Here is a 20174-nt window from a genome sequence, read left to right as displayed (position 1 = left end):
AAATGCTTAGATATTTGGATACTTAAATACTTATGGTGATTGAGATAAATCAGGCTCAATCGAAATATGCAGTATGTCCTTATAGCTCCCACCCGGCTTTTGCCCAACATCACCAATCACAAAAGACATAGGCACAGTTTGCCCTTGTGTTGACTGACTTGATCGCCATTGGCTATTTGCTGTCTCTAGCGGCACCGTTTCTGAGTTGACCATAATTTGATAAGCGATATCCCAGGATCTGTCCGCGGTTTCATGTCGTAAATGCCCCAAGTTTTCAGATTCAAATGAAACCACATATTCACTGGTACTTTGCACCCAAAGTTTAGGTCCTGAATGGATAATTTTACTCGAGTTTAATTCACCCAGATCTAAATCATAATGACGCTGAGATAGACCATAGAACTGAATTTTAGCGCTCGGTATAACGTCAGCTTCAACCTCTAAAGTCAGCTCTTTAGAGTTTAATAATGATGCACTGGTGTTACTGCCTGACTCAATCACGTTAGCCGTCATTTGCCCATGAAAAGCACCAGATGTCAGCCATTGCCCAGAGGGATACCGCAATTGGAATTGAGTAATAGGTTCATCGTGCGTCAACGTCACCAACCACCTTCCACCTCTAATAAATCCGTTTGTTCCAGACCATTCAAAACCAAGATCCTGACCTGCATTCCCTCTAAGTTGATTGGAACCTTCATCAATATCCAACTCTACCGATACGCTACAACCTTCTTGTGCTATATCTGCCCGTAATTGGTAATGCTGAACTAGCGGAGACTGGGCTGTAGAAAATACATCATAAGTTGACCGCGCAGAAACCGGTTCTAAACTGATGAGTCTTACATCGCATTGACTTTTACTGGTCGCAAAACTATTGGTGCTTATGAGTATAAAAGCCACACCACAAGCTTTGATAATGTTAGTCCACATACATTTCTCCTATACGCACAAGTACGTCACTATTCTCTGGTAACGTAATTTCAAGTGTCTGCTTCTTCTTGGTATTTAGCTTTAACCGGTAGTGACCTGGTTTCATGCCTGAAATAGCAAACTTCCCTTTCCTGTTTGTAAAAAACTCTAGCGGCTCGTGAGTTTTATCAACCTGAACTTTATTACCGGATTCTTTTCCTAAGTAATAAGCCTTACCTGCAATAAGTGCTATGGGTTCTTTAGTAACGGCGTGGAACAAACTGCCAATGACCGTTAACACAGCATCAGACCCGACTTCCAACTCGTAGCCCTGTTTATAGCCAGGATAAACCGAGAACGCGCCATCCCCGAGATCATAGCCAGGAGGAAGGTCCTCTACATCGTAAGTGATCAGCTGAGAGCTATAAGCCACCAAGTCGGGCACCAATATATTAGTATTTCCTTCGCTATAAACCCTCGCGTATTCAGTGTTACGTTCAGGGTCTATCGAGACTTTATTTTCTGCTAAACTTTTATGTTTTTTCACAATCGCAAACGCTTCTCCCACTTCTCGCCCAACCGCAAAGGAAGTGCCAGCAAAAGCAATCGCACTTGATAACTCCAAACGCGTATTATGGCTTCGGTCATCTTCGTTGAGATCTTGGTAACGAGTGGTATGGTCGGCAATGATTCGAATTCGATTACCAGTGTAGTTGACACCCGCATCCACATTAGAATCAATTTCTCGTTCGGTGGTGAGGGTGGCATAGGCAGATACACCACCAGCACTGCCAATACCGTCTTTATAACTCACATCTACAGAGCCTAGATCCTTATCACTTTGATAACGGCTTACCACTCGAGTTTGCTTACTCAGCGGCCAACTTAATGTCAGTGTTGTTGAATACTCATCATCACTGCCATGATCATATTTGTAATCTCGGTAATTAAAACGCGAGCTCCATGTAGCAGGCGTACCAAACAAAGGACCTGATAAACTCGGGCTAAGTGTCCAATAATTGTCGTCCGATTTTGAACCCGAGCTATATGACCCCGATAAAGCCACCCTTAATCTTGAAGTCACATCAATAGAGCTAAACATTGAGACATAATGTTCAATAGTATTTAAAGGTGTCGACGAATTGTCGTAATCCCCAATACCCGAGAAATTCTCAGACTGGTGATCATAAATAATACTCAGCTGCGGGTTTCGTGATTTGTCATTTATAAGATCGGCATCATAAGCAACGCGGTACGCGTAACCACTGCCCAGTGTCGGATGTGAACTTTGAGACACGATGAACTCGGTAACGCCAATACCAGTAGCCACTAGGCTGGAGAGTCCATACTGGTACAAATCTTCTCGACCTTGAGCATTAATACCCAGTGTTAGCCAAGGTGTAATACCATAATCTAGATAACCATGAGCCAAGTATTCCGAACTTTGATATTCAATCTCGCTCCCCACCGACTCACTTGGCACTCCCACCATAAGGCTATACTCGAACTCACCACTGTCTAAAAGATCGTTACCTGTAGCGACAGAAAATTGAATTCTCTCTTCTTGACCGCTCGAGTCGGTAATCACTAACTCGACATCATTTGTACCTTCAGCCAAAGGAATATCACTTAAGTTATAGCTACCGGCGTTCAGAGTTAACCTTTGAACGACAATGCCATCGACTAATACATCGACATTAGACGTTCTTTGTAAGGTAAAGGTTTGAGTGGCTTTAGGGCGAACATTCCTCGTTGGAATTAAAGTAAAATCACGAGTAAGTCCAATACCTAAAGTATCAGCACTGTCTTGTAAATTTTTGCCTGCATTAAACATGTCTCCCACCACTAAGCGCGTACCTTGCGACGGAAAATCCACGTTCATCCTAGTACCGCGTCTCGCATAGATTGATGGTTCGCCTTCAACATTTTCATAAGTGGCTTCGTATTCAAAATTAGCACTTCCAATGTTTAGAGCAGAATCAATTCTGTGGGTGAAGCTCGTCATGCTTGTTGAAGCATCATCCACCGTTTCCGACTGATTACCTGATAAAGACAAGTTTACATACCCGCTAATCCAAGCTGGGGATAAATGGTTATCATCCATTTGCATAAGTGAGCTGGCAGACAGTTGCTGTGTTTTTAAGAATTGAGGAGGAACCGTGACAATGCATTCTAATGTCGAAAAGTCAAAAGTGAGATCCAACCCAGCTAGGCTAAAATGTTCTTGTGAGAATGAAGCTTCAGCCGTCGAGTTTCTAAGCGCAGTTAACGCCTCATCGGTCACTAATCCTTCAAGTAAAATCAACGTACTTTCTTTAGGGAGTAAGATCTTGTCATCAGCCGTGATGACTACTTCCGCCTCACCCAAAACACTGTCACTCACCTTTAATAATGAAATAAGCTCAATATCTCGACCTGTCGGATTTAAAGTGCCTGTTTTTGCTAACACAGAATTGGCTGAATATAAAAAAACCAGCAGACACAACACCAAAGATCTTAGCGTTTCACATTTCATACCCTTGGTACTCCCCTGGTTCTAACTTCTCATTAGCCTCAAGTTCAATTGAGCTTGATGGGGGAAGAAAATGTTCATCAAAATAAGATGAATCGCCAGAAGCATGAGTGCTGAAAGGTTTAATGGTTGAGTTAACTTGTTTAGATATGAACTTCAATGAGTTTAAATAGGCATACCTTTTACCTTTGTTAACAACGACTACAGAGCCATCTTCACGAACTTGTAAAGTGACATTCGGCTTAAGGGCTGAGCTGTAAACATGAATGATTGCATTGTAGTGAATTTGGACGGCAATTCCGGACAACTCTCCCTGAGACGGAATAAGTGAAGGTTGGCTAAATCGTAAAAAGTAACTTTGAGAACTTACTAAAGATTGATTCTCCCCCACCCATTGCAAGCGAAAAACTTGTGATTTCCCTGGCTTAATGATGGCTGCTGGAGGGAAGATCATAAGACGATCCTCTTTAGACTCTTCCGCGATAAATGTACCATCATGATTAAACGCTAATTGGCGTAGGTTCACTTCTATTGGTGTCTGCTGTGTCGAATTATTCGTTAGAACAATTTGTGCAACTCCACCAGATAAAACATCCATCTCAGTGATCATAGGGTTAATGACAATGGCATGTGTTTTTGGAGTCATCAACACCATCAAAACAGATAAGAAAATAACACTACGCACACGCATGTTTAATCCAAGTTTTCAATTTCAATCGAGGTCGGTACAGAATCAAACCCTTCTAATGACTCCATCACAAACACACGGCTTGATTTAGGTAAAACCAATGTTCCCTCCACTTTATCTCTGATCTCATTTCCCTTTAAGAATACAGAGTGATTTTTATCAGAAATAGACCAATTACTATTGGTCAAGCGGCCATAGCTGTCACCATCATTTCTCACTTCAACAAGCCACTGTTCATCCTTAGACTCAATATTTTGCACACTGAGCTCGGCTTTTGCATTTTTGGGGCGAACATTGAGCAAAGTATTAAATTGCAATAACAAGCCCACATTAGATGCATTACTTTCCCCACGATCGACTTTAACTTGGCGAACTGAAATGCGGTATGAGCGTGATTGAGTAATTGAAGGCTCACCAAGATAACGAACCATCACAGATTGCGAACGGCCAGGCTCAATCACAGCAGTAACAGGGATCACTAATAAGTCATCATCGGCAGGCTGGGTGGTTTCATTTCCCATAGAATCCATGGACATGGAAAGTGGTTCTAACTCAACAGTTAATGGTTGGGTCCCTGTGTTATCAATTCTCATCGACATTTGTGCGTTTTTGCCTAGCGGAGCCATTTCCGCGACCATTGGCTGCACTTTATAAGCAAAGCTCGGCAAGCTCATTAAGCACAAACAACCAAGCAAGGCACATTTGAATAAATCCATTTCATTTAGCTCCAAAGGATGAATGGGAGAGCAGAGGCTCTCCCATTTCGATTTAACAGTATCTAGTTAGCAGAGATTTGAACCGTCAATGTATCTGAGTAACCGCCAGACCAAGGTGCTGCTCCTTGAGTCTCGATATCCAACGTTGCTGCAATACCGGTAGCAAGCAGACCTGAACCACCATAAGATTCAGAGTTAGAAGTACCATTAGTACCAATGCCACCCGGAGCATTTAGCGTTAGGTCAGTAAGACCCGCTGGGCTTAGAACAGCGTCATAAGCAATCGCATAATCTTCTACATCATCAGATTCAAGACCACCTTCCGCACTGGTCATCGTGATTGTCGCGCCATCACCATCATTACATTGAATATTTAGACCGTAAGTAACGGTTTGACCTGATGTTGCGACAGAACCAAAATCGAGTAGCTGAGTGTTCAACCCAGTCACTTCACAAACGGCTGGTACATAACCCGCGAGTTGTACATCGCCCGCATTTGCTTGAGCGGCAAATAACCCTGATACTGCAATTGCACATAATGTTAGCTTTTTCATGAATAGATTCCTTTAAAGAGATTTAAGACGTACTTGTCATGACCCTGTTCCAAACAAGAGCCACTACTGCTCTGCAATCCGCAGATGATTTACTTGCTACTGCCATGTATTGATGGAAATACATCAATTTCAATGACATCTTCGTAATACCCCGCATATAGCAGGTTTTCTTTCAGCGTTACTCTCACCACACCAACGGTATCGAAGGGAATAACACTTGAACTATCGATAACGATCGGCGAAGCAATATCTTGGCTATGCAACCGGCTTTTCAAACCGATGGTTTCAATATCAATACCCACTTCATAAGCCACGACTTGCCTAACGTTACTCTGTTGATTTTCTAATCCACCTTTTCGAGAATAAACTGACATACTCAATGGCTGGTTACATTGGATATCAAATGGTAATGATTTTTGTATTTCATTTGAAAAGTCTAAGCTTTTCCCATCATTAAAATTGATTTCACAATAGTTCTTAATATGACCCGTTAACGATAACGTTAGTGAGCTACCCATAACTAAACCACTAGATAAAAATAATGTTGTCATAACTAGAACTGAACGACTCATATTCATATCTTGTTCGCCTTTATGTTTATTCCCTTGAAAACTTAAATATAACTATAATGAGTTTTAAAAATCATGAGGTATGAGACGAGTATTAAATTGAAAATAAAAGTTGTAGAAAAGTTGTAATTAGCCCATTTATATACAAATATGTAATCACAAATATTCAACATCTATTTTAAATATTAATCTGGCATATAAAAACACCTTGTTATAACTATAATAAGAAAGGCACGGTTGAACTGGCTAAGGACTTGAAGTATGAATAAGCTGGCTTTAGAAAAAGAGAACAATAATATCAACATTTTTTTTCTGAACGAGAATAACCTTCAAACACGACTCATAGAGAAAGAGCTCGCAAAAACACCCAATTGTTTAATCAAGAAACAAACCGATAACGATCTTGATTCTCCCTATTCGTCAGGAGGAACTTGCATTGTATTAATGAACTACCATTCAACAAAAGGTAGCTTATACACCGACTTAACTTCAACAGGTACTTTTGATTTTAAATTAGTGGTTTACGATGTCCCTCTTGGCTATCCATACAGCAAATCAGCACAATGGTGTAACCTAAGTGGCATCATGTATGAAGATGCTCCGATAGATCACCTAACTCGTTGCATTAATACCGTTGCAAAAGGGGATTTGTGGCTACCTCGCCCTCTCATCGCAAGCATGCTCGAACATCTTAAAACTTTGCCACCATCACCAATGAAAGATATAGATAACCTTACAAGAAGGGAGCAGCAGATACTCGATAGGCTGGTCTGCGGGCAATCCAATATACAAATTGCCAATGAACTTTTTGTCGCAGAAAGTACCGTGAAAACACACATATATAAACTGTATAAAAAAATAAATGTAAGTTGTAGAAAAGAAGCAATAAGATTATTTAGGCAATGCGAGACTACGACTATTAGTTAATAACTAATAACTAATAACTAATAACTAATAACTAATAACTAATAACTAATAACTAATAACCCGGTAAACTTTATGACCAATATTAAATATACAATAGTTTATTAAAAATAAAAAAGGCACCTAACTAAATAATTAGGTGCCTTTTACAAAAACCAARTTCTTTATACAAATTCTTCGCTACCAATATTATCTTTAGCCCAAAGCAAAGCTTGTAATCGATTACTTACATTGATCTTCTTGAATACATTATGAAGATGTGTCTTTACTGTATTTTCACTAACAAATAATTGCTGCGCGATATCATTATTAGAAGCTCCTTCACCAAGTAGCTTAATAATTTGCTGCTCTCTTTTTGTTAATAACGCAAACTGGTCACTTGTTGTGACAGGTTGTCTGTTTCTATAAAAGCGAATGTACTCTTGTGCCAACTGTCGACTGAACCAAAATTCCCCATCAAGCACTTGCTTCATTCCTTGAACAAGCATATCTAAAGAGTCATCACTGTAGAAAACTCCCACAAGATTTTTCCACTTAAGGAAGCTGACATAATCAGACTCTGGTGGACAATTAATAAGAACTTCATCGACACAAGGAAATCTTTGATCCCGCAATGCGAAATACGTAGCTTTGTCTTCTTCCGTTAAGCTTGAGAAATCAATGAGAACCAATGAAGTCATGATCTGATCTTCAAAGCGATATTGATTAATCAATTGCTGGTAAGTGAGTTGGTTGATAGGTAGCGCTAGAATATTTTCTATCGACTCTTTTAGTAGGGTGGATTGCAAAGTGTTATGTGCAACAAAAGTTATGCTTCTTGTTATATCGTTATTATGCATGTGAACCTCTTAACGTAACGTTGTCAGTAAACAATCTAGTCAACCTTAGCGCTAGGTCAATAGAGTAAAAACCTTACACCATCTCCTATCCTACTGAATTATCATGGTTTACCAGTAGTTTCATATGCTTAAAATAGATTCTCACTTTTAAGATACAACAAGGGTTTATTTCTGATTTTATAAAAAACAAAAAAGGCGCTATCAAAGCGCCTTTTTATTCACATCCTACTCCATTAATGAATAGGAGTGTTGTTCGTTTTATTGAACTGACCGAAGTGCTGTTCTAAAACTTCAGGAGTAAGTTTACCTTCTGCTTCTAAACGCTTTAGTTCTGCCACTACCGCTTTTTGCTCTTCAATTGATGGGAGCTTTACCTCAGGCTCGTCACCCATCTCTTGAGACATCACTTCTAGTTCTTTTTCAAAATCGCTCATGAATCTTACCTAATACTAAAAAGTTAAAACTAAATATTGAAACTAAGCTGATTTTACTCATTTAAGCCAGGTGATGCTAGAGCTTAAATGTCCCTACCATCTTATCTAAACGCCCAGACAATAAGCGTAGCTCTTGGCTCGCATCCGCCAGTTGTTCAGCAGTACCAGTGGTAACTTCATTGATAGCGTTAATTTCTTCAATGTTTTGGTTGATGGTATGCACAACCGTTGACTGCTCTTCTGTTGCTGTCGCCACTTGAGTATTACGGTCTGTAATATCAGTAATTCTATCTGAAATACCACCTAAAACGCCCACCGCTTCATCAGATGCAGACACGCCTTCAAGCGTCACTACTTTACCTGCATTCATCGCTGTAACTGCATCTTTTGCATCACTCTGCAGTTGATTAATCATCTTCTGAATTTCTTCAGTCGAATCTGCAGTTCTACTCGCAAGGTTACGAACTTCATCCGCTACCACAGCAAAGCCACGACCTTGCTCACCAGCACGTGCCGCTTCAATGGCAGCATTTAAGGCAAGCAGGTTAGTTTGGTCTGAAATATCACGGATAACACCCAGGATCGAGCCAATGTCTTGTGTAGTAGAAGCAAGCTGCTCAACGACTTGACCTGTATTTTCAATATCTTGAGCTAAACGGCTGATCGCGTCTTTCGCTTTGTTCACAACATTACGGCCAACTTCAGTATTGTCTGCTGCTTGAGTAGCCGTTTCAGCTGCCGTTGCTGCGTTAGATGCAATTTCACTGATAGTCATACCCATTTGGTTGATAGCAGCCACGACTTGCAACGTTTGATCTCGTTGCTCTTGGCTGTTGTCATGAGTGGTATGCGCTTTATTCGATACACTTTCTGCGGCAACTTGAAGTGCTTGGCTTGTCGAAGAAACTTCTTTCATGGATTCATGGATCTTTTCAATAAAGCCATTAAAACCATTCGAAAGTTGAGCAATTTCATCATTGCCTTTCACTTCAATACGCTGTGATAAATCACCATCGCCTGCGCCTAAATCACAAAAGCGTTTAGATAGCAGTTTAATTGGATTAGTAATGCTGTTCGCTAACACGATTCCCATAAGAATAAAGATTAGCGCTACAACGATAGTGGTAATCAGCATTTTCTGAGCGGTTGCATCTAAATCAGCAAACACTTCTTGAGTTGGTACAACACCAATAACAAACCAATCCATTGATGAAACGTACAAGCTTGCGACAAACACTTCTTTGCCTTGGTACTCAGTAGTAATCAAGTTAAAGTCATTTTTATCCAATAACTGGCTAGCTTGAGAGCCATACAGTTGAGAAAGTGATGACTTAGCTTTACCTTGCTCACGGTGAATTTGCACATCACCTTTACTGTCTGTTAAGAAAACAAAACCTGTCGATTCAATCTGGAAACCATTCAATAGGCTCACCATGTCGTCCATAGATTTTGACAGACCAGACATAGTGCTGCCAGATACTTGCTGGAAGTTAGCAAACATCTTCACTTCGCCGGTTGATTCTTGGAACATACTCACCATGGTTCTTTGACCAGACTGAGTAAAGCCGAAGAACCAACCATCTTGTTGTTGGTTTAGCTGGCGTAAAAATCCATTTTGATTCCAGTAATAAGATGTTTGACGGTTAGCAACCGATGCATCATTCAATTGATACTGGTTACGTACATTGTTTAACTGTTTCACCAGCTTCGCTTCAACACTTGGATCACGATCCGTTGAAGAAACGGCGTCGATGATAAATTCGTTTGAAGCAACTTGCTCAGCGGCTAAAAGTAACTGCGACACTTCGCGATCCACTTCTGCATTAATTTGCTCAAGCATACTTGGCAGTTGAATATCAATTAAACGGTGGCTAAGCACTTCTCGCGCTTGACGCTGTGCCATCACACCAACAATCACGGTAGATGCAAGAACAGCAAATGTGATCCCTGCAACAACTTTTTGCTTAATACTCATGGAATTAAATTTGAACATCAGATTGCCCCTATTGGCATAATTTTGTAACGTTTTGTTATCGGCTGAATAGTAGAACCCTTTAGATTTTTAGTCTCTATTTTTATATAGAAAACTCAAAATTATTGACCAAAGGCATGGCTATCCTATTTTTGCTTCACAAATAATGATGATGAGCCAAACATCTATTTAACACTCTACCGCTATTTAGAAAATCAAAAACATCCCCATATCTCTAGGACGAACCTAAAGAATAGAAATTGTGCGCTTGTATGTTGAAAGTTAAGGGAACTTTTCTTACTTTTTCAAACCCAAGTACCAATCTAAGACTTAAATACAAATATCAAGAGAGCACTTCATGCATTCACACGCTTTCAATGCCCTAAAAGACTATTTAGAATCTCAAATCATAGGTCAACAAGACCTGGTAAAACAGTTGATGATCGCATTACTGGCTGATGGTCACATTCTTGTTGAAGGTCCTCCAGGGCTAGCAAAAACTCGCGCAGTAAAATCACTAGCAGATTGCGTAGAAGGCGATTTTCACCGCGTTCAATTCACCCCAGATCTTTTACCAGCAGATTTAACCGGTACTGATATTTTCAGACCTGAGACCGGCGAGTTTACTTTCCAATCAGGACCGATTTTCAATTCGTTAATCCTTGCAGATGAAATCAACCGCGCGCCAGCAAAAGTTCAAGCTGCAATGTTAGAAGCAATGGCTGAAAAACAGGTAACAGCGGGAAGAAATACCTATAAGCTTCCTGAGCTATTTTTAGTCATGGCGACGCAAAACCCAATCGAGCAAGAAGGAACCTACCCGCTCCCTGAAGCACAGCTCGACCGTTTTTTACTTCACCTAGAAGTAAACTACCCAGATATGGAAAGTGAATTAGACATTCTCCGCCTCAATCGAGGGGAAGCAAAAGGCAGCACTGCCGCTCAACCTGTAGAAATCAGCCAAGAGACCATATTCCAAGCGAGACAAGAAGTACTCAATGTCCACATGGCGGATACCATTGAGCAATACATCGTGAGACTGGTTATGGCTACTCGTCAGCCTAGCCAATACAGCGAACAGCTGGATCAATGGCTTGATATGGGTGTCAGCCCGAGAGCCACGATCGCACTAGATCGCTGTGCACGAGCTCATGCTTGGTTAGCCGGCCGAGATTTTGTCACACCTGAAGACGTAAAAACGATGGCATTTCCAGTGCTAAGACATCGCTTACTTCGTAGTTATCACGCACAAGCAGAAGGCATCACTTCAAATCAAGTTATCGCGCACCTTATTGGTTTAGTGGGTAGCGCGTAGGCAACGGTAGTAACTGATAAGGTTAATTGCATGATAAATCCATTGCCAAAGCAAACTTTGAACAAACGAGAAAAATCACTAGGAGCTAAGCAGCCTAGTACTTTGCCTAAAGGCAGTAATGGCGTGACGTTGAGTTTAGATGAGTTGCTCCAGTATAAGTCTCAATCTGTACGCTGGTTACCGCCGGCCAAAAGCCTGTGGTCGCAACTTAATGGTCAGCATGAAAGTACGAAACGAGGAAGAGGCATGGACTTCGCTGAAGTTCGGCAATACCAAGCTGGGGATGATATTCGCAGTATTGATTGGCGAGTCACAGCAAGAACAGGTAAACCACACACTAAGCTTTTTTCAGAAGAGCGAGAGCAGCCAACGGTTCTTTACATCGACCTAAGTAACAGCATGCTTTTTGGCTCAACCTTGTTATTAAAATCCGTCCAGTTAGCACATTTTGTTAGCCAAATTTGTTGGGTGACAGTCGCGCAAAAAGACCGGATTGGCGCTGTAATTGATACGGGGTTCGAACTCATCGAAATTAAACCCAGCGCAAGCCATCATGCACCATTAAGAATTTTGCAAAAAATCATTGAGATTAACAATAAGGCAATAGCTGATTCTGCGGCAGCCGATTCTTCGAGAGCGGATTCTGACAAGCTTACCCGTCAAATGCCGCACTCTTTTGATGTGGCATTAAAGTCGCTCCATCAACTCTGCCCAAAAGGTAGTGACATTATTTTCCTTAGCGATTTCATTCGTTATGAAGAAAGTAACCGCTCACTATTAAGCCAAATACGAACTCATAATCGACTTCGATTTGTGCATTTCTATGACCCACTTGAACTTGGGGATACCCCTTACAAAGGTTATCAACAAATAACAAATGGAATACGAACTCAGTGGCTAAACTTTTCTTCAAATAAAGAAAAGCAGCAGTTGAACCACGCCTTTAAGCAAAAGCAACATGAACTGAAAGCGTTAAGTTTATCGCTTGCGATCCCATACAGTTCATTGTCATGCGCTCGCCCTCTTCTTGAGCAATTATCTGGAACTTATTCATGACAGAAGCAACTCAAACACCCACTTTAGATCTTAGCCCACTCCTTTTACCTGAAGCCCCTAATTGGTGGCCGATACAGTGGGGATGGTGGAGCTTAGCTGCCGCGATTATTTTCAGCATCGCAATAACCATCTTTATCATCCGTCGCAATAAGAAAAAACAAGCCTCTAAACGTGCAGCGTTACGGTTATTTTCGCTATCTAGCCAAACGCTTACACCATCATCAGCTTTAGAATTGTTACGACAAGCCGCGCTTAGCTATTATCCAAGAGAAACCATTGCACCGTTATCAGGTAATGATTGGTACGCCTTTCTTGATGAACAGTTGAATCAGCCATTATTCGGTCCTAAACAAGCCTTGTGGCAACAAGCTCTCTACCAGAACAAACAAAACGATTCCGATGAACAGCTTGTTCAAGATTGTCAGCTATGGATTCAAAAAGCATTACCGCCAAAGAGAGGTCGCCGTGGCTAGCTTTTCATTCTTTGACATAAGTCGTTTATGGAGCAACGGCTTATCAAATCTGGAGTTTGTATGGTGGTGGGTATTATTGCTTGCGCCACTGCCATGGCTGATCTACAAGTTCGCGCCGAAAGCGCAACCCACCGCCGCTGTGAGGCTTCCATATCTTCCGGAAGAAGCGGGGAACAAAGTGCCTCAATCTTTGTTCCCTAAATTTCTTTCTTTATGTATTTGGCTATTGATTGTTATCGCTGCCGCTCGTCCAGTCTGGTATGGCGACCCTGTTGAGGTTCAGCCAAAACACAGAGACTTGATGCTTGTGGTGGATCTTTCCTATTCAATGAGCAAAGAAGACATGCAATTGAACGGCGAATATATTGACCGCTTGTCTGCAGTAAAGCAGGTTCTGACAGACTTTATTGATAAACGTAAAGGCGACCGCGTTGGGCTAGTCTTATTTGCTGATCATGCTTACTTACAAACACCGTTAACCCTCGACAGAAACACGTTAACACAGCAACTTAACCAAGCGGTTTTACGACTTATTGGTAACAACACAGCCATCGGTGACGGAATTGGGCTTGCAACTAAAACCTTCATTGATAGTGATGCTCCTCAACGAGTGATGATTTTACTGAGTGATGGTGGCAATACTGCTGGAGTACTTGACCCCATTGAAGCCGCTGATATTGCTAAGAAATTCGACTCAACGATTTATACCGTTGGCGTAGGCGCTGGTGAAATGGTAGTGAAAGAGTTTTTTATGACTCGTAAAGTCAATACCGCTCAGGATTTAGATGAAGCAACGCTTATCGATATTGCAGACCGGACTGGTGGGCAATACTTTCGAGCTCGTGACAGTAAAGAGCTCGCCACCATTTATGACACCATCAATAGTTTAGAACCCGTATCAAGTGCGACAAAGACATGGAGACCTCAGCAAGAGTGGTTTGGTTTCCCGCTAGCGTTCGCCCTATTACTTTCATGCCTACTTATCGCGGTAAGGAGATCAAATGTCTAATTTTGAATTTCTCTATCCCTTATGGTTAATCGCTTTAGCTGTGATTCCATTAGTGTTTTTCTTAGGTAATCGAACCCAAGAACGACCATTGATCGCACCGCATATTGCTCAACATTTATCACATAACCACAGTAAGCCGTCACAAAACAAACGTAAGTATTTTGTGGTGTGGTGGGCAATTTCGGTTATTGCACTCGCAGGTCCTAGCTTTCAAGAAGTAGAACGTCCAAGTTTTGAAAAGACACCCGCTAGGGTTCTGGTAATGGATATGTCTATGTCCATGTATGCCACTGACATAAAACCAAATCGATTAACACAAGCTCGCTATAAAGCACTTGATCTGTTGCCGAAATGGTCAGAAGGTTTAACAGGGTTAGTCGCTTATGCTGGCGATGCGTATACCATTAGCCCTCTCACTTCCGATGTAAATACCATTGTTAATCAGATCCCTAATCTGTCTCCAGATATCATGCCATTTCAAGGTGGTAATGCAGCTTCTGCTATCAACCTATCTATCGAAATGATGCACAACGCCAAAATCTACCAAGGCGATATTGTTCTCATTAGTGATGATATTGATGACCAAGAAAGAAAACAGATTGAATCCCAACTCAAAGGCACGGCATGGCGCTTATCAATACTGGCCGTCGGGACACAAGATGGAGCACCCATTAGCCTAGCGGATGGTTCAATGCTACGAAACAATTCAGGTTCAACGGTAATAGCCAAAACCAACATCGAAAATATGCAAGCTCTTACTCGATTAACCAATGGGACGTTTGCGCCTGTGCAACATGACAGTTCTGATGTGGAACACCTAGCTTTAAGTACCACAACAAACACCCAACTGACTGACGTAAAACAAGGAACACAAGCCCTTAGTACAAGAGTCAATAATGGCTTTTGGCTTCTACCGTTCATTCTGCTACCGGTACTCACTTTATTTAGACAAGGCGCTATTTGGATATTGGTGATTGTGGCTGCTCCTTTATTACAACCAACACCAGCATACGCTAGCCCTTGGAAAACAGATGATCAGGTGGCTTACCAAGCCTTCCAACAAGGTGATTTTGAAGCCGCAGCTTCAGATTTTACTTCTAAAGAATGGAAAGGCGCGGCTCAATATCAAGCCGGTAACTATGAAGGTGCAATTGAGTCCTTAACAGACATTCAGAGTGAAGATGCTCGCTATAACCTCGCGAACGCTTATGCACAACAAGGAAACTTTGAAGAAGCCATAAAAGGCTACGAGAGTGTCCTTGAGAAAAACCCAAACCACCGTTATGCACAGAATAACCTGAACATCGTCAAGCAACAGCAACAGCAACAGCAACAGCAACAGCAAGGCGAGCCTCAAGATGGTGATTCTCAAGATCAATCAGAAAATCAGCAGTCTTCCGATCCTTCCTCCAATAATAATGAAAAAGGCTCAGAACAAAGCAACCAGCAAAATTCTGGAGATCCACAGGCTAATCCTCAACAGCAGTCGAGCTCTCAACAGCAGCAACAAGGCAGTCAGAGTCAGAATGAGGATGAATCGAAGCAGAAAAATTCTGAAGAAAGCTCAAGCCAAAAAAGCGAAGATGAATCCAATAAGGGTAAAGATAGTGACTCGACTACAGAACAAGCTCAAAAGGATGAATCCGACTCAGCACGATCTCAAACAGCTCAAGCAGCTGATGATTCAAAAGCTGTTGACCCTGACATTAGAAAACTTGAGCAAGTTGAAAGTGCCAGAGATCCAAGCCAATTGCTAAGAGCTCAGATGATTTTACAAGCGCAACAAAAAGACGCGCCTACTAACCAAGATAAAAAGTGGTGATCATGCCAATTTCTAAACATCTATTTTTGACCTTTTTCCTAGGGCTCTTAAGCCTAGGTTTGTCGATAAACTCCGCACACGCAGCCACTACCGCTTCTGCAAGCGTGACTCAGAATAAAGTAACCAAAGATGAAGTTTTTGTACTAAAAGTTTCTGTGAATGAAAAAGTCTCTTCTGATGCTTTAACACTCGATGCGTTAACCAATGATTTTTATATTGGGAGACCGAGTTTCGGTTCATCGATGAACATCATTAACGGAACTCGAACGGTACAAAGTGAATGGACCGTTACCCTAGCGCCACTAAGAGCTGGTTCATTAACCATTCCGAGCTTCAATATTGAAGGTGCGAAAACACGCCCTATTCCGATCAAAGTGTCCATCAACAAGTTAGCTCCAACACAAAGCGATATGGCTGAGTTTGAGCTAGAACTGAATACAACACAGCTTTACCCGAGTGAGAATGGGCAGCTTGACGTAACTTTGGTTATCAAGGCCGATCCTCGAAGGCTACAAAACCCTCAAATAGCACCGCCTAGCTCTATACTTTCAAAAAACATGACAGGCTCGAATAGCTCGGTTAATTCAAATAACATCACAAAAACCAAAGGACTAGAAGTCACGCCAATTGGTGACTCAAATCAATACCAAGATGTGCGTAACGGAGTTGAAGTAACAATAGTTCAGCAATCATTCTCATTGTCTTCGTCAACACCAGGGGACTACACGTTAATTGGACCAAAGCTAACAGGTTCCGTGGTTTATTCAGATAATCGTTCAAGTAAAACTCGACTATTCCAACTTGATACACCGGTTAAGACATTTGCGATAAAAGTCCTTCCGATACCAAGCAATTACAAAGGTAGTTGGCTCCCAACGCAGCAACTGACACTGAACCAAGCTTGGGAAGACAGCACCGGATCAGAAATCCCTGAAGGCAGCCATATTGAACTAAACGTGGGCGATTCATTAACTCGAACTATCACCATGTCAGCAAAGGGGATCGCACAACACCAACTGCCGAACCTTTCACTAATGAACCCTGAAACTGTTCGTGTATATGATGAGAAGCCAAAATTTGGTCAAACCGAATCTGGTGATGCCATTGTCGTTTTCCAACAAGTGCTTATACCTAAAAAATCTGGGTCTTTCACGTTACCGGCGGTTACACAAACTTGGTTTAATACCACGACTAAAACGCAAGGAACCAGCTCACTTGAGGGCTTAACGTTTACTGCAATTGCTAATGCATCCGAGACTGCAGCAATAGAACCTAAGCAACAAATCCAACCAAGCACGAGCGAAGCTGTAACAGTAACCGACGCAGGAATATGGCCATATATCTCATTGATGTTCGCACTTCTTTGGGTAGGAAGCAGCGCCATTGCATTCCATTTCTGGAAAAAGAAACCAAACAGCCAGACAGATACGAAGAGACAGATAAAGGGAAGTACAGACAGCACACAGAAAGCTCTGATTCACGCTTTAGAAAAAAGAGATGGTTTACAGGTAGAAGCTGCATTTGAAGAGTGGCGTAATAATCACAAGAATGTTGCCCCAAGTGATTTAAGTGCTATTCAAAAGGAAATTAAGTCATTCACAAGTGAGCTTTACAGTAAAAAGGCAGTATCCAAGGCAACATGGACACCAACTGCTGCAATAAAATTGATTAGCAAACAGAAAGCATCGAAAAGTACGGCTGAAGAATCGGTTCTGGCAAAATTATAGTTATCTATTAACCGATAATTTACACGAAAACTGGCACTTAACAGTAAGGTCGGTAGTTAGAAGTAAGACTGATGCTGTAACAAAAAAGCCTAGCGATTAATCAAAAGGATTCTCTCGCTAGGCTTTTATTATATTTTTATATGATGTCTAAAGATTAACGGTTCTCTGAATGAGATTCTACTCCACCGTAACTTTCATTGTGTTTGCTGATACGCTTTGATTCCTTCCTGCATCTTTCGCCTGATATAAGGCTTTATCTGCTTTTCTATATAAACCATCAAAGTCTAAATCATTATACTGAGCCTTAACCGACGCATACCCTACTGAAGCGGTGAGCACTTTACTGGTGCTACTATCTTGATGAGGGATTTTGGCATTTTCAATGCATTGACGGATACCTTCAGCCCGTAGCTTTGTCTCTTTGTCGCTTGTTCCAACAAGTAACAACATAAATTCTTCACCGCCGACTCTACAGAAGGTTTCTCCTTCGTGATAAGTATGCTTTCTAAGAATGTTACCCACCGTTTTTAACGCAACATCCCCTTCAGTGTGCCCATATACATTGTTGTACAAACCAAAGTGATCTAAATCGACAAGAATAAGACCAAAAGTAATCGTGGATGATTGCTGAGTACCGCCTAATTCATCCAACACTTGTGCGAGTTTTCGTCTATTACCCAGACGAGTAAGCGGGTCCATTTTTGAAATAACATCAAGCTGCTCATTCGCCATTTCAAGCTGTAAAGTACGCTTCTTTACCTCTTGCTCCAATGTTTCATTAAGCTTTCTCAGTTCTTCTTGCGCTTGTGTTCTTTGCAGAACTTCGGCCAAACTTGAAGCAAATATACGGATAACTTCCCGTAATTGAGAAGTTAATGGGCTTCGTGTCAGCAAATTATCCGCTGCAATAAATGCGATAGGTTCTTGCGTATTATTGGTGAGCATAGTCATAGATGTCCAACCGAACCCAACAATATTGCAGTCATGGTAGATAGGAACTGATTCTTCAAATGCCACTTGGTTTGGCGTTGAGCGTGCGGCTGTCACTATCTCTCTATTCGTTGTTTCAGAACGATAATAAGATTCATCAACTATGTTTCCTTGAATATTGGTACCCCATGTACCCTGCATATAGGTACAGTCTTTATTCGTTAAAAACACAGCTAGTCGGTCAATGCCAAGATGCTGAATAGCAAAACTAACCGCTGACTTACAAACGTCGCTCACGCTATCACAACGAGACAACTCAACCATACTTGAGTGGAGCATCCGAATATTTTGCTCTTGTCTTTTGCGAATATAAATCTGTGAAAGAAGAGAACCAAACGACTTAAGCATTTGCTTTTGATAACCTGTTATCGGGCTCCGTTGAATGTAATTATCCATCGCAATCCAACCAATGGCTTTATCACCTTCACGTAAAATGAGCATACCATTCCACCCCTGACCCACGACTTTTCCCGCGGTATAAAGTGGAGCTTCTTCAATGACAACTAAGTTTCTTTTACCATCAGATAACGCTTCTATGTATTCTTCTTCAAGCTGGTGAATATCATATTGAGTATGATGTTCACTATTGGTTTTTCCGTCTTCATCTGTGCCGTAAGTACCGCTAAAACAGCGCTTCTTCATGTCTAGAAGCATAAATACGGCTCGATCAAAGCCTAGCCGATCCCTTACCGCTTCTACCGCCGCTTTATATAAAGCATCTAATGATTCTGGATTAGATAACTCAAGAGCCACTTCATGCACAAGCTTCATATTCTCGACAAACAACTCTCGAAGCTTGATTTCATCTAGGTATAAAGCTTCTCGTGTATCGCGATTTTTAATTTCAATAGCCGCATTTTTCTCAGCTCGGATGCATTGCCAACGAAAAGCCGTAAGCTGGAGCACATCAAGATGCCCTGCAAACGCTTGGCTAATTTTTCTAGGATCACAATTTTGAATAACAAGATAAGTTTGAGAGGCTGGAGCGTTATCCAACATCATAATGAATGACTCGCCGCCTAGCTTTTCTACATGCTCCCATTGGCAGGTATTAATTGCCATTGGTAATACGCCGTCTGCAGTATCGAACTGCGAAACCCACTGCCAAAACGTATTGGGATAAACATCAAGAGAGCTGACTACACCAGAAGAAAAAAGTGGGGATTGATTTGTTGAACTTGAGGGATTAGTGAAGATACCCACTCCCTTAGGGCATAGAATTTGAGCAAGATAACCAAATAGGCACTCAGCAAGCAAACGATGATCTCGTATAGCTGACATTTGTTTGGTAAAGGCTTTTACTGGCACAAGTTCTATCCATCTGGTTATTCAAGTATTGCAAAAATACCCATGGGTTAATATGCAATCAATACAACTAAAAAGCAGATGTTAACTTGCTCGCAATTCCTTTATTTACATTGTCACAAGCTAGATAAGGACTACAAAAATGGGATTTCTTTTCCATTTTCTTACTAATGAAACTTCGATTAAATCAAGGTCTAAATCACGCATAATTAGGCAGTGCTAATACAAAAATGACGAATCAAAACTATCAAAGAGACATGGCAATAAAAAACAAAAAAGCCCCACTACTATAGTAGTGAGGCAAACTTTCCATCGCTTATAATTATAGTGATATGCCTGTAAATTAAGCGCGGCGAGATC

General features: G+C 41.3%; 17 protein-coding genes. 7 read left to right on the top strand and 10 right to left on the bottom strand.

Features of this window, described 5'->3' with window-relative positions:
* Positions 1-30 precede the first annotated feature (30 nt).
* The 6 genes from L4C37_RS03440 to L4C37_RS03415 all read right to left on the bottom strand — a co-directional run bounded on the left by L4C37_RS03440 (position 31) and on the right by L4C37_RS03415 (position 5957).
* Positions 31-930 (bottom strand): hypothetical protein, encoded by a 900-nt coding sequence (locus tag L4C37_RS03440; RefSeq protein WP_429767870.1) that lies wholly within the window; start codon positions 928-930, stop codon positions 31-33.
* Complete coding sequence (locus L4C37_RS03435; RefSeq protein WP_429767869.1) at positions 920-3424, bottom strand: fimbria/pilus outer membrane usher protein; 2505 nt, start codon at positions 3422-3424, stop codon at positions 920-922. Before L4C37_RS03435 ends, L4C37_RS03440 begins: the two co-directional genes overlap by 11 nt.
* Positions 3414-4112: a fimbrial biogenesis chaperone gene (locus L4C37_RS03430; RefSeq protein ID WP_429767868.1), complete on the bottom strand. Its 699-nt coding sequence runs from the start codon at positions 4110-4112 to the stop codon at positions 3414-3416. The genes L4C37_RS03435 and L4C37_RS03430 overlap by 11 nt, the downstream gene beginning before the upstream one ends.
* A 2-nt stretch (positions 4113-4114) precedes the next feature.
* A complete protein-coding gene (locus L4C37_RS03425; protein WP_429767867.1) occupies positions 4115-4825 on the bottom strand; it encodes a fimbrial biogenesis chaperone in 711 nt (236 codons plus the stop codon).
* A gap of 62 nt (positions 4826-4887) precedes the next feature.
* On the bottom strand, positions 4888-5379 hold the full coding sequence (locus tag L4C37_RS03420) for a hypothetical protein (RefSeq protein WP_137371967.1): 492 nt from the start codon (positions 5377-5379) through the stop codon (positions 4888-4890).
* A gap of 89 nt (positions 5380-5468) precedes the next feature.
* Positions 5469-5957, bottom strand: a complete 489-nt coding sequence (locus tag L4C37_RS03415) for a hypothetical protein (protein WP_429767866.1) — start codon at positions 5955-5957, stop codon at positions 5469-5471.
* A gap of 252 nt (positions 5958-6209) precedes the next feature.
* Here L4C37_RS03415 and L4C37_RS03410 point away from each other — a divergent pair, with 252 nt between their 5' ends.
* Entirely contained in the window at positions 6210-6875 is a 666-nt protein-coding gene (locus L4C37_RS03410) for a LuxR C-terminal-related transcriptional regulator (RefSeq protein WP_372268735.1), read from the top strand.
* Between the two features lie 161 nt (positions 6876-7036).
* Here the strand turns inward: L4C37_RS03410 and L4C37_RS03405 are convergent, their stop codons facing one another.
* From L4C37_RS03405 to L4C37_RS03395, 3 genes are all read right to left on the bottom strand, one after another.
* Entirely contained in the window at positions 7037-7711 is a 675-nt protein-coding gene (locus L4C37_RS03405; RefSeq protein WP_137371964.1) for a LuxR C-terminal-related transcriptional regulator, read from the bottom strand.
* A gap of 233 nt (positions 7712-7944) precedes the next feature.
* A complete protein-coding gene (locus L4C37_RS03400) occupies positions 7945-8145 on the bottom strand; it encodes a restriction endonuclease subunit S (protein WP_137371963.1) in 201 nt (66 codons plus the stop codon).
* Between the two features lie 76 nt (positions 8146-8221).
* Entirely contained in the window at positions 8222-10138 is a 1917-nt protein-coding gene (locus tag L4C37_RS03395) for a methyl-accepting chemotaxis protein (protein ID WP_137371962.1), read from the bottom strand.
* A gap of 337 nt (positions 10139-10475) precedes the next feature.
* On the opposite strand from L4C37_RS03395, the gene L4C37_RS03390 reads away from it, so the two are divergent.
* The 6 genes from L4C37_RS03390 to L4C37_RS03360 are packed head-to-tail and all read left to right on the top strand — an operon-like array spanning position 10476 to position 17519.
* Positions 10476-11432, top strand: a complete 957-nt coding sequence (locus L4C37_RS03390) for an AAA family ATPase (protein ID WP_372268391.1) — start codon at positions 10476-10478, stop codon at positions 11430-11432.
* Between the two features lie 30 nt (positions 11433-11462).
* Positions 11463-12488, top strand: a complete 1026-nt coding sequence (locus L4C37_RS22460; protein ID WP_489686368.1) for a DUF58 domain-containing protein — start codon at positions 11463-11465, stop codon at positions 12486-12488.
* A complete protein-coding gene (locus L4C37_RS03375) occupies positions 12485-12961 on the top strand; it encodes a DUF4381 domain-containing protein (RefSeq protein WP_429767865.1) in 477 nt (158 codons plus the stop codon). The genes L4C37_RS22460 and L4C37_RS03375 overlap by 4 nt, the downstream gene beginning before the upstream one ends.
* 16 nt (positions 12962-12977) lie before the next feature.
* Entirely contained in the window at positions 12978-13970 is a 993-nt protein-coding gene (locus L4C37_RS03370) for a vWA domain-containing protein (RefSeq protein ID WP_372268396.1), read from the top strand.
* On the top strand, positions 13963-15792 hold the full coding sequence (locus tag L4C37_RS03365) for a vWA domain-containing protein (protein ID WP_429767864.1): 1830 nt from the start codon (positions 13963-13965) through the stop codon (positions 15790-15792). The genes L4C37_RS03370 and L4C37_RS03365 overlap by 8 nt, the downstream gene beginning before the upstream one ends.
* Positions 15793-15794: 2 nt before the next feature.
* Positions 15795-17519 carry a BatD family protein gene (locus tag L4C37_RS03360; protein WP_429767863.1) on the top strand — a complete coding sequence of 575 codons (1725 nt, stop codon included), beginning with the start codon at positions 15795-15797 and terminating at the stop codon, positions 17517-17519.
* Between the two features lie 177 nt (positions 17520-17696).
* Here the strand turns inward: L4C37_RS03360 and L4C37_RS03355 are convergent, their stop codons facing one another.
* The gene (locus L4C37_RS03355) at positions 17697-19817 is read right to left on the bottom strand and encodes a sensor domain-containing diguanylate cyclase (protein ID WP_429767862.1); all 2121 of its coding nucleotides are present in this window, start codon (positions 19815-19817) and stop codon (positions 17697-17699) included.
* Between the last annotated feature and the right edge of the window lie 357 nt (positions 19818-20174).

Source organism: Vibrio kagoshimensis, assembly GCF_050337535.1.
In the GTDB taxonomy this organism is placed as follows: domain Bacteria; phylum Pseudomonadota; class Gammaproteobacteria; order Enterobacterales; family Vibrionaceae; genus Vibrio; species Vibrio gallaecicus.
This window is presented reverse-complemented; position numbering and strand designations above follow the sequence as displayed.